Origin of the sequence: Bacillus cereus group sp. BfR-BA-01441 (genome assembly GCF_022663075.1) — a bacterium.
Lineage (GTDB): Bacteria > Bacillota > Bacilli > Bacillales > Bacillaceae_G > Bacillus_A > Bacillus_A cereus.
The window spans coordinates 1-13,145 of sequence record NZ_JAKUEU010000111.1; the positions used below are offsets into that span (position 1 = coordinate 1).

Sequence of the window (13,145 nt, forward strand, 5' to 3'; positions counted from 1 at the left end):
CGTATATAAAGAAATTTGTTCTTTTAAATAGTAAGTAACTTTCTCTTTTAAATGATCCCTGGATATTGGTTGCTTTATTCCTTCATTCCAAGATACTTCCTCTGTCTCTTGCTTATTTATATGTTGATAGATTTTTTTCAAATCTCCATGTAACACTACTATTTGATTTTCTCCTGTAGCAACCGCTTGATAGAAGGCTTGTAATCCATAATTTGATTCCATAGCTGTAATACCTAATTCATTTCTCATCTTTTGCTTAGTTTGTTCATCTAGCTTCATTCCCCCTTCATTCCAAAAAGGCCAATTAATAGATAAAATTTTATTCTTCACTCTATCTAGTCCCAATGCTTGATTTCTATAAGTAGTATAAGAATCCATAAAATTATTTGCACTAGCATAATCCGCTTGACCTAGGTTACCCATGACCCCTGCAACGGAAGAGAATAAGATGAAGAAATCTAGTTCTAATTCTCTGCTTGCTTCATCTAAATTTACTGTTCCAATTACCTTTGGAGCAAAAACATCTCTAATTTCCTCTTCTGTCTTTTTAATAATAAAATTATCCCTTATTATCCCTGCACTGTGTATGATACCGTTTAATGTTCCATACTTCTGAAGAATATCTTGTATTAATGCCGAAACAGCCATTTTGTCAGACACATCTACCTGCTTATATTCCACATCTATACCCAATAATAACAATTCCTTAAGCTTTTCCTCATTACCGCCTTTTAACGTTGAGCGTCCTACGAGAATAAATACAGCACGTTTTACTTTTTTTACAATTTCTTTAACAAATATATTTCCGATTCCACCGGCTCCCCCTGTAATTAGATATACTCCATCTTCTTTCCATGGAATTTCTCTTACAGGACTTTCTATCTCCTTGAAACTTGCCACGTACCTTTTACCACTTGAATATAGAATGTGATTATCTATGGTCACTTTAGCGTTTGTATTAAGTATCTCTTCTATTTCTATAGAAGAAATTTCTGATGTATTTATTTCAATTAGTTGGCATATAAAATGAGGATTCTCCTTTTGAACGGTTTTCAAAAACCCTGATATACCAGTAAACAGTTGCTTTTCCTCAATTTGAGGAACTACAACCTGTATCAAAACTTTCCCTTTTGGCTTACTTTCCATAATCTTTTTTACTTCCTTGAAAATGTGAATTACATGATTTTGAAATCTTTCTTCAATCTTCTTACCATTGTTTTTCAATACAATAAAATTAACCCAATCCATCTTTCCAATGATTTCCTTCTCAATATCTTCATCAAGTTCACTGAGTACCACTAAATGATTTTCATAATTCTCCCCAGAATCCGCTAGATATATCCCTTTTTCCTTCCAAAAAGGTTTTAATATCAAGGTCCCATTCTCTTGCGATTCTACTTTCTTATTTTCTCCTGATATGCCCTTAAGAATAAGCCCTCTTACTCGTACACATATATTCCCTTCATTATCACATAAATCTATGTCTAACTTTCTTCCATATGCATTACTTTCACTACTTCGGATTAATGCCCACATTTCAGACTTACATTTACTTACCACTTCAAGTTCCTGTAGTGCATAAGGAAGCATTAATTGTAGGTTTTTCTCACTCATTGATAAAGCAATAGATGCCTGAAATGCTGAATCCATTATTCCTGGATGCAACATAAAACTATCAAATTCATTTTGTAAACAGTGCTTTAATGATAACTTGGCTAAAACAGTATTGTGGGTCAAATAAAGATTTTTCACCCCTTGAAATCTAGAACCATAATCAATGCCCATGGCTTGAAAAATTTCATAAAATTCACTTGAATTCTTATAGTCTTGAGAACATTCTCGTTGTAGAGATTGTATATTTAAGGATTTGGCTTCCCTACTTTGAATCCACTCTACCCTACCTTGACTACATATCACGTTTTCTTGCTCGTATCCCTGTAAAACTTTATAAATTTTAAAAATGATATCACCATTATCTTCAGATTTGAGTTCTATATGTATTTTAATAGGTTTATCAATCAAAACAATTGGTCTAATCCAAACAATATCTTTAATACATATATTACCCAAATTATTTTCTGATAGTTCAATCGATTGTTCAACAGCTTCCCTTACCATTTCAAGTTGTGCAACTCCTGGTAAAACCATCTGCCCCTTTATTACGTGGTCTGCTAGAAAAAACTCCTTACCAGTAAATGTTGAACAGAATTGTTGCTTTGATAATTTAGAAATATTACGATGAAGCAATGGTTGAATCTTAGTTTCATTTTCATTACCTACTGTACGACTTTCAGTAGAATTTTTATCTGGTAACCAGAATCGTTCCTTCGCGAAAGGATAGGTAGGTATATGAATACGCCTTGGTGTAACCTCATTATAAATTATTCTCCAGTCTATTTTCCCACCATGAACCCAATACTGAGCTATCTTTTCCAGTCTGTTTTTTTTAAACCAGATATTGACGATTTCATCAACATCTTCTTCAACCAGATCGATAGTGTTTTTATTTTTCACATTCCCAATCCAATAACCTCGACTTATTTCCTGCTCTTTTAAAAAAGTAGAAAGTTTATCTATTAACTCTGGAATATCCTCAACTAAAAAAACAACCCGTTCTTCCATATCAGCTCTACCTACTTGAAGTGTATAAGCTACATCAAATAAATCAATATCATAAAAATCATTATTTTCAATCTTATTTTTTTCTAAACTTTCTTTAAGAAATGCTAAGAATTCACGTACACTCGCTTTTAAGGAGTCTCTGCTTTTTGCTGAGAGAGGAATTATAAACATACTCTGTTTATCAGTTTCCTTACTTCTATATTTATGATAAGTTTCTACATATTCCTCTACTAGTAAATGTGCATTAACTCCCCCAAAACCAAATGAACTAATTCCTGCTCTTCGAACAATTTCTTTGCCTTCTGCGTCTTTTAATCTTTTCCATTCTTGAGTTTTATCAACTACATAAAATGGACTTTCATCTAATTTAATATATGAGTTTAGCATATTAAAATGAAGATTTCCGGGTATAGTTTTATGCTTCATAGATAACATAACCTTGATAAGCCCCGCTATTCCAGCTGCAGATTCACAATGTCCAATAATAGTTTTTGCAGATCCAATTCCACAGAAACCACTATTACATTGTGGGCTGATTTCCTCAAAAGCTTCTTGCAGAGCCTGTACTTCAATTGGATCCCCTATAGGTGTCCCTGTCCCATGTGCTTCAATATAACTGATTGTCTCAGGAGTTAAACCAGACTTATCAAAAGCATCCTTAATCAGCTGTTTCTGTGCATTAAGGTTAGGTGCTCTTAAAGAATTAGAACGCCCATCATGATTCATTACAGACCCCTTTATAACTCCATAAATTGAATCACCATCTTCTACAGCTTGTGACAAAGGTTTTAACAATACTGCACCAAACCCTTCAGATCTAACAAACCCGTCTGCATTATTATCAAATGTTTTACAATGCCCCTCACTTGAAAGCATGCCAGCCCTATGACTTGCTTGGAAAATGCGTGGTGTCATTAGCAAATTAATTCCTGCTGCAATGGCCAAAGTACTCTCTCCATTAAATATTGATTGGATTGCATTATGTACAGCTACCAGAGAACTTGAACAAGCTGTATTTATTATTTGACTTGGACCATGAAAATTAAACCAGCGCGAAACCCTATTTGCAATCATACTCATATGAAGCCCCGAGTCTAAATATGCACCGTAAGTTTCCATAAGTTCGGGTCGATTTGAAATAAGTTCTGCATAATCAACATTATGTACTCCTACAAAAAGCCCAATATTTTCCCCAAAAAATTCAGTAGGGTTATTACCACTATCTTCTATAACACTCCAGGTGAGTTCTAATAGTTTTCTCTGCTGAGGGTCCATACTCTCTGCCTCTTTGGGTGATATCCCAAAAAATGCAGCATCGAACTTATCAAAATTTTCCGTAAACCCTCCCCAATTAGGAAAGGATCCCTTCGTATTATCATAATAATTGTTTTGACTTAACAACTGAGGTCGACTTGTAGTTATACTACTTATACAATCCTTACGCCCTATCAAATTACCCCAGTATTCCGTTAAATTGGATGAACCTCCTGGAAATTCACAACTCATTCCAATAACAGCAATATCTCTTTCATCAATAGATATATCATTAATTGAACATTTATTTTCAAATTCAACCTGTGTTTTTTTTACATTTGAAGAACCAGTTCTTTTTTTCTCTAATAATTGCTTATTATCTTGCGCCTGCAACTTCTTCTCTCCTATTTGACTAGAAATATACACTACTAAATCTTTGATACTACGATGCTTAAACAACATAACTGGTGTAAATGGGAGTTCAAATATTTCTTCAATGCGCTTAGAAATTTGTACATACTGTATGGAATCAAGACCTAATTCTGCAAATAGAGTAACTTCCTCCAATTTCTCTTGATTAATTTCTAATACGGGAATAAAAACCTCATTTATCAACTTTACCATAATCCAATTATCTGGTTTTAAACGCATTTGTCCCTTTATTACTACTTTATCATTGTTTTTAGGTTGATATTGGTAAACCACGTTAAATTCTCCTTTTAAGTAAGCATTACGACACATTGCCCTTTGGATTCTACCATAAGAATTTTTAGGTATTTCTCCTCTTTTTATCAACAATATTTCATTTATTTTAAATCCATAAGTCTGGAAAACTGACTCTAACATCTCGTTAATGCATTCGCTATATTCCATATCAATTTTATTTTCTTCTATTTCTTGAACTACTACTACTTTACTTTGATGATTAAGCTGAAATGCAAGGATTAAACATGGAAGTGTAAGTTCTGGTACGTTCTTTTTAATAGTCGTTTCTATATCAACAGGATGATAATTCTGATCATTTATATTAATTACTTCTCTCGACTTACCTACAATATAAAGGTTACCTTCTTCGATAAATCCTAAATCTCCTGTTCTAAAAAAGTTATCATTCAAACTATTAGTAATTGCTAATGTATCTCTTTCTTGTTTTAGAATTGCAGGTTCTATAGAAATAGAATTCACCCAAACCTCACCAACTTCTCCTTTTGATGAAGGGATTCCAAATTTAGGATTAACAATTATAATTTTTACATCATTTGGAATCTGACCAGAACTAATAAAGGTTTTATTATTATGATTTTTTTCACTACGCTTAACCTTTCCTTCCTCAAAAAATGCACTATCTAGTGAAATCTCTTTAATTGGTTGACCTAATTCATGAGTAGTAATTACACCGATTTCTGATGTCCCATAGTGAAAACATAAAATATTGTCGCTCAAACCTAAATTTTGCAATTGTAAGACATAATTTTCATATACCTCTTTCTCAATAGGACCTCCTTCACAAATAATTGCTTTTAATGAATTAAATGACATCTCTTTTACCAAATTCAGATCAATCTTAGCAAAAGAATAATCAAGAGCAAGGATAGGAGTTGCAATATGAGTTATTTTATATAAATCAATTGCCCTATACCAATCAAGTGGCTGTTTCAAAAAACTTTCGGGTGATAGAATTACACTAGAAGCCCCTGTTAACAAAGGAATTAACAACCCAAAATGAGCTCCAAAATTATGGTTTTGTGGCATCCATGAAGACACAATACTATTACTGTCAATATCCCATTGGACTGAACCCTCAAATGCTTTGGAAATAAGATTTCCATGAGTAATCATAACTTCTTTACCTGCTGCATATAGAATAATTGCAATATCCTCTAAATTTCTTTCTCGTTCATCTTTTATATCAGAAGTTAATTGTGGAAGTTCATCTACATTTACTATCGTAATGTGTTTAAACTCTTGTTTATACTGTATTAATTTCTTAAAATGTGTATTTGTAATAATTATAGTTGTTTGTGAATCTTTTAATATAGGATGGATTTCTTCTATGATTTCTTCATCTTGCAAAAATTTTGTAACCTTTGTTGGTATCGCAATAACATTAGCATACATGCATGCAATCAAACTAACACTATATTCTAAACCCTTTGGTAAAAGAAGCATTGCTTTTTCCTGAGATAATGCCATCTTCTCCAAATATCTTCCCAAGGTTTTAACCTTCTTACTAAAAACTGCCCCTGTTAAAAAATCTGTTTTATTATTCTCATGTTGAAAAGTTAAAATCTTTTTCTCTGGAAATCTCTCGCACGCTCTTAGCCATGGAAATTGCTTTTTCTTTTCCAATTCATTTTTTTGATTCATATACTCCCTCCTAGTGATATGTCGAACCATAAAATTTTTACCTTATTTCTTTTCTTAATTGTATCTTTTATATTTTATTGATGAATTATTAAAACAACATAGTATTTAATATTCACTTTTTAATTTTAATATAAGAAAATTACACGCTTCTTTATGTTCTATAGTAAATCTATAGACATTTATTCATAGAGAAAAACAACTTTAAATTTTTATATATTTCCTGCTTATCTATTTCGGTTAAACCGATTGGGAACGCCAAACGTATACAATTGTTAAGTACTGTCTGTTTTTGCTTTCCACTATGATGGGCACCGCCTTTAATGCCTGTTTCTAAGAATAACTTTTCAAGAAAATTACGTTTCTTTTGTGTATTATTTTTCCCACCTGTATATCCAGAAATATCTATAACAATCGAATGACCACAAGCTGGTTGCAGCAATGGTACTTGATATTGAAGTAACATATCTTGAAGATTTTTAGTGAATTCCATCTGGCTACTAATAAGTTCACAGATAACTTCTTTTTCAAAAAAACCTTGAATAATCAAATATTTAATGTCATCAGTTAAAGTAAAGCCCTCACTCAATTGTATTTCTTTTATATCTCGTGCCAATTGATCATCGTTTGTAGCAATTAATCCACCTATCGGAACTGCAAAATCCTTAGTTAAACTAGTAACAATATAATCAGCCTGTTCGGTAGTACTTCTAACAATATCCCAAATCTTCATTTGTTTAAAAGGTTCTTCATATTTATTTATTAAATATGCATTACGTACAATTCTTGAAGCATCCATAACTAAAGGTACTTGATATTCTTCAAGCATTGACTTCAATAACTTAAGATGAGTCAATCGAACAGGATGACCACCAGTAGCATTATTTAACACTTCTAAGTTGACAGAAGCAATATCCTCACTATTTTTTAATAATTGTTCCCTTAATATATTTAAATCCATTTCTCCTTTAAATATGCAAGTTGACATAGGATCTTTCACTGAGTGTGAGGGCAATTCTGTAACTTCAAATCCATTCTGTAATTGATTCATTAAGGTTGTCAACCAAGGAATAGTCGTTAATATCTTTCTTTTCTTCTTAGAATATGCCTTATAAAAAAGTTGCTCAGCAACTCGCCCACGCTCTGTAAGAATAATATGTTTAAACGGAAAAATATCTTGAATAACATCTAATGTATTTAAACCAGTTTTACTCTTCAATAATATCTCGTGCTTCTTTATAAAATCAGAATTATTATTAAACCAGGAATCAGTTCGCAAGTCCAAATTTTTCTTATTAACATCTATTCTGTCTAAATTTCTTTTATTAATTAGTAATTCTGTTTGATCCCTATTGACCATAGTATTATTTACTTGTTGTACTCTATATTTTTTTTCTGGCAAATTGCCTTCATTAAAACCTAATAAAGGCACCTTGAGAATTTCTTCCTCCAATTTATTAGCTGTTAATGAATTGGTATAAAATATAGGCCAATAATTAAATAACTGAGAAAACGACATTTTATTGGGTAAGTATGCAAAAATAGGCATACCCACCTCACCAAACTTTTTCTTGAATTGATAATTTTTTTTTCCTTGCTCAAAAATTTTACTCAATAAAGTTTTCTTTTCATTTTGTTTTTTTAACCATTCCCAGCCTTCATTGTCCTTTCTTTCATCATTTTCAAATATGAAGGGGTACCAGGTTAAGCCAACTGAAAAGGTTCTTGCATTCTCTTTCCTTAAAATTTCAATTATTTGAACCATAGCATATTCCATATGCCCTAAAGGTGCAGACTCAGGATCATAAAATTCCTGGTCCATAATATACATATTATTTTCATTTCCTATAACAATAATAGAACATAGTTTATTATTGTTATAAGTTAGGAACGCCCTATATCCATCTGAAAGCTTTTGCCTTAAGAGCTCTTCCATACAAGTAAAGGAGTGTTTAATAATATTATTCTTCCCCTGACTCCATTTAATCATTAAGTCTCTCATTTCAATTAATGGTAAATCTGAACCAGGATTATATTCTTCAATCCTTGAATCTCCTAATTGTTCGAATTTTTGCACCATATACCTTAATTTCCGCATTTTATTACCCTTTAAAGTAAACTTATCTATATTAATATTTTGCCATACTCCTAATGGAATAAGATTTAATTGATCAGTATCTAGCCACTCATAATAAAAATCTACAATAAGTAATTGATAACCTATTTTTTTACTATAAAATAATAGTTCCTCATACATATGTCTATCTATCCCCATAAACGGAATAATGAGTTTACTTGAATGATCAAATGCAACTTTTATGTATCTTTTTCTATCAGAGGATATAAAAAAATACGGATATAATAAGCGTTCAAATCCTATAGGAGAATGGCTTTTATCTATTCTTGAAATAATCTTTACAAACTCATTATTATTTATTAATTCGTTTTGATGCACTAATAAAAATTCGTTTTCCTTCCCCGAAATAAGCATGTTCACTGTCTGCTCCTCGCATCATAGTAGTGTAAGTCTTTCTCTTTTAAATTTCATCTAACTAAAAAGCGTTTTTTATTTTCTATAAAATCACATTTCTAATTTACCAATGTGTATTATTGAGCACGATAGTTTATACACCAAGTTGAAGTTTATCAATTCAGAATTTTCAAGTTAAAACAACCCGTACAAAATCTAAAACATAATAGAAATCAAAGCACACTTATAATAAATATTTCATTATATATTTATTATTTCACATTTAGAATATCGAATGTATTATTACAAGCAATAATTGATAGTAACAAAGTCATTTAAACACCTAAATCATTGCTAAATGCATTTAAGTACATAACATAATATGAAAATTACTTTTCAGTATGATTTAATACTAATACAACATTTCATCTGATATCTTTAATAGACGTATTAATCATTCATCTGAAATTTGATTATTCTTATTCCTCATTGTGGTTTAGAGTTTTTGTTGCAAGGTACATAGATAAGGATTCAATTGTTCTATGTTCTAATATATCCCCAGCATAAATTTGCATTTTAAAATCCCTCTCAAAATCTAAAATGAATTTCATTATAAAAATTAAGTTTTCACCATAATACTGAAGGCTGCGATTTAAACTAATTAAATTCGAATCAATTTCTAGCTCTTTTGATAAATATTTTATAATGTAGTCTTGTATGTTCTGATTGCAATAGACATTTGATTTATTATTGGTTATAGGCTTCGTATTTTCTCTATAAGTAAGTTTCGAATTAGGGAAAGTACCAGCCCTATATTGATAAAGAATTACAAATTTATTATTGATATAATAATATTGACAAAGTTTTCTTTGTATTTTTCCACTTCCTGATTTTGGTATACTACCTTTTTTTAGTACCACAACATCATAAATTTTTATTCCATGTGTTTCAGAAACCGCAACTATGATATCTTCCAATTTTTTTCTATACTCATATTCTGTAAATTGATATTCAGCTTCATAAGCTACTATTACTTTCTCAATTCCATTAATCTCTTGAGAAAATACTGCTAATGGCAATTCGATATTTACATTTTTTCTAATTGTCCACTCAATATCGACAGGGTAATGATTTCTACCATTAATTATAATAACTTCTTTTTCTCTACCTACAATGTATAATTCATTATCTCGAATAAACCCTAGATCTCCCGTTCGCAGAAATACACTTGTTGAATTTCTTAGAACACCAGAGAAAGTACTTTCCGTTTCTGTTTTTCGATTGAAATAACCTAAACTAACAGAGGGGGATTTTACCCAAATTTCTCCGATATTTTCCGGATCGCATACTTCAAAGGTTTCAGGATTGACAATTAATATTTCTGTATTTTCTCCTATCTCCCCACAACTTGCTATCGCTTTACTCTTTTGTTCTTCAAAAGTTACTTGTGCCCTGCCTCGTTCTAAGCTCTGTATATCTAAATGTAAAAACTTTAATGGTTGACCAGGTCTTTTTGTAGTAACTGTACCCATTTCAGACATTCCATAGAGAGGGGACAATGTATTATATTCCAAATTTAATTCACTAAATTTGGAATGAAACTTTTTATAAGATTCCTTTCTTATAGGCTCTCCCCCTGATATAATAGCTTGAACTGTAGCAAGTGAATATCCCCTAACATATTCCATATTTATTGTAGAATAGCAGTAATCAAAAGCAAATGCAGGTGCTCCGATGTGTGTCGCTTGATATTTGTCAATAAATTGAAACCATAACTCAGGTTTACTTATAAAAGTATTTGGCGAAAAAATTATACAAGTGGCACTTGCTAAAAAAGGAGCAAACATATTAAAATCGAGCGCAAAACTATGATATTGAGGAAGCCAAGAAACTATCTTACTATTTTCACTAATTCCCCATTGATTCTTCGAAATAATTCCTCTATAATTCAAGTTTTGATGACTGATCATAACTCCTTTAGGGTTTGACATTGAGCCTGAAGTATACAATAAAATAGCTAAATCATCTTTTTTTTGATTTCTTGGTTCTTTAATGGATATATTCATATCTTCTAATTCATCTAATGTAATTATAGACTTATTAGTAATTTCTCCTGAACTAAAATACTTCTTAAAACTACTATGCATTATAATAGAATTTGCTCCTGAATCCTTTAGAATATACGATAATTTTTCTCTAATTAAGGTTTCATTTGAAAAATCTGTCACAGGGACAGGGACCGCGATAACATTTGCATATAAACAAGCAAACATAGTGCATATATATTCTAATCCTTGGGGTAATATAATTAATACGCTTTCTTGTGATTCTAATTTCCTTTGTAGAACACTCCCATACATTTTTACTTTTTCATATAAAGTCTTGCTCGTTAAAAAGCTAGCATCTTCCCCTTCATTTTGAAATATAAACAGCTTTTTATTCGGGTAATTACCATAATTTTCCATTAACATATCTAAGATTCCCACAAATTTCTTCTCCAATACTTCTCTCACACTGCATCACCCATCAATTACATAGTATTATTAATGTATTTCTGTACAAATCTAATTTATTAAAATCACTCTAATAACTGATAATTATAAAGAAACAGAATATTGTTCAGCTCTGAATATCCCTTCAATCTCAACAAGAAGATTATTTCTACAGATATCTGATTTCACTAAGCATATTTTACAATCACTTGGTAAAATTCTTGTCAATTCAGATGTAATAAACTCCCTATCTTTTTCATATCTGTAATACACCCTTAATAAAACAGCATCTTCTATATTAAATCCAAATTCCACACCATATTCCTTTAGATTAGAGGTACTTATTAGCATCTGTAGGTTTTTGATAGATTGTATAATTTGCTTTTGAAGATCATCAATGTATACACTATCCTCATTCAATATACTTGCTGTACCTGAAGCCATAAAAATAGCCTTATCCTTGTGTGTCCAAATTGCACCTCTAGAAAACACAGGTGGTAATTTGCCATATTTATAAGAATATTTGTAAGCTGGTATTTGATTCTTATTTTCTATATACTTTGTTTCTCCTGTTGACGCAAAAAATTCAATTTTGAAACAATTCGTGTTAGAACCTACCCCTGAAGCTGCTGGTATTATCCAATTACTCATATCCATACCATATTCTTTTAAAAAAGCATTAAATCTTCCTTTATTAAAACAACGGTAAATCTCTATATCCGGAGCAGTATATTTCAAATCTTTTAATATACTTGGTATGTAATTCCAAACGCGTACTAACTTATAACCAGAATGCTTATTAATAAAATTAAACATCTCTGTATATAAAGAACATGTTATAGATTCCATTAACTCCCCCTCTACAGAAAGCATTGCGTACTCTATAACCCCATATATACCTTCCTCAGAAATTCTATAATCAATATTTCCATCTTTACCTTTTGTTACATATGCATTTCCTTCTGGGAGCCATACGTCTACTATCCCTTCTTCGTTTCTGGTGATTTTAAATATTTCATGATCTTTAATTTTAGTTACGTCTACATTATTATCTAAAAATTTCATCTCAATCAATTCACCCTTTCTATCATTCACCTAGCTCAATTTTCTTTAGGTCATACAAACCTTTATCATAATTCATCTATACAAATTATCCACTATACTTTCACCAATTCAACTCTTTCAATTATTATCACAAACAATTCATCAAGAGTTTTCTTTTAAGTTTCGGAATATTTTAAAATAGATCTTTCTATTTTTTAACAATCAATAAATCCAACTAATTAAATACCCATTGAAACCCAACACTCCAGTTATTCTCACATAAGTTTTCTAAATCTATTACAGCATTTATTAAAAATTGATGCTATACAAACTCCCTGTAGTACGACAGAAATATGGTAAGGTTTGTAAATGTACTCTAATATTTTACATCTACCTTTTTCAAAAGTCAAATTTATTTTTAATTTCTGAATTATTAAGTTTGTTTTATCTTAATTCTTTTATCGATATATCCCTAACCTTGATTAGAATTAATCTACCCTAAATTATTGTATAAATACAGCCAAGTAATTTCTTGAATAAAGAACAAATTTTTAGTGGTATCTTACAAAGTCATCGCCTAGACTAAAATATAAGCCAAGAATGAGGGACTTTTAATTCTGATTTATATAGAACTTATGTTAGTCTTTAAAAAGAGAAAAAAACTAAAGATAAACACGCTGTGTGCATTATCTAAAACTCTAAAAGTCAATCCTTCACAGATAATTAAGGAATTAGAAGAAAGATTTTCGGACCAGCACCAATAAAAAGAACCTTCTTTTATAGAAAGTTCCCTTACATTAAAAATAGATATTTTTTATACATACTTATATCATTAAAATTCACAATCCCAAGTATAGAAAATTATTTATTAAATCTTACAAAAATCATAACTATAATTT

The 13,145-nt window shown here is 30.7% G+C and carries 4 protein-coding genes; all 4 read right to left on the minus strand.

Annotation, left to right across the window (positions count from 1 at the left end; translation table 11 throughout):
* The coding region (locus MR107_RS26890; RefSeq protein ID WP_242292924.1) for an SDR family NAD(P)-dependent oxidoreductase at nt 1-6,243 on the minus strand (6,243 nt) is incomplete at its 3' end.
* Nucleotides 6,244-6,412: 169 nt separating this feature from the next.
* On the minus strand, nt 6,413-8,731 hold the full coding sequence (locus MR107_RS26895) for a beta-eliminating lyase-related protein (RefSeq protein ID WP_242292927.1): 2,319 nt from the start codon (nt 8,729-8,731) through the stop codon (nt 6,413-6,415).
* Nucleotides 8,732-9,189: 458 nt separating this feature from the next.
* Complete coding sequence (locus MR107_RS26900) at nt 9,190-11,223, minus strand: non-ribosomal peptide synthetase (protein WP_242292925.1); 2,034 nt, start codon at nt 11,221-11,223, stop codon at nt 9,190-9,192.
* An 84-nt stretch (nt 11,224-11,307) separates the two neighbouring features.
* Complete coding sequence (locus tag MR107_RS26905) at nt 11,308-12,267, minus strand: chorismate transformation FkbO/Hyg5 family protein (protein WP_242292926.1); 960 nt, start codon at nt 12,265-12,267, stop codon at nt 11,308-11,310.
* Nucleotides 12,268-13,145: the final 878 nt, after the last annotated feature.

What these genes read in the sequence shown, in the direction of transcription:
- MR107_RS26905 (WP_242292926.1), bottom strand. Translation starts at nt 12,267, where the DNA reads ATGAAATTTTTAGATAATAATGTAGACGTAACTAAAATTAAAGATCAT.
- MR107_RS26895 (WP_242292927.1), bottom strand. Translation starts at nt 8,731, where the DNA reads ATGCTTATTTCGGGGAAGGAAAACGAATTTTTATTAGTGCATCAAAAC.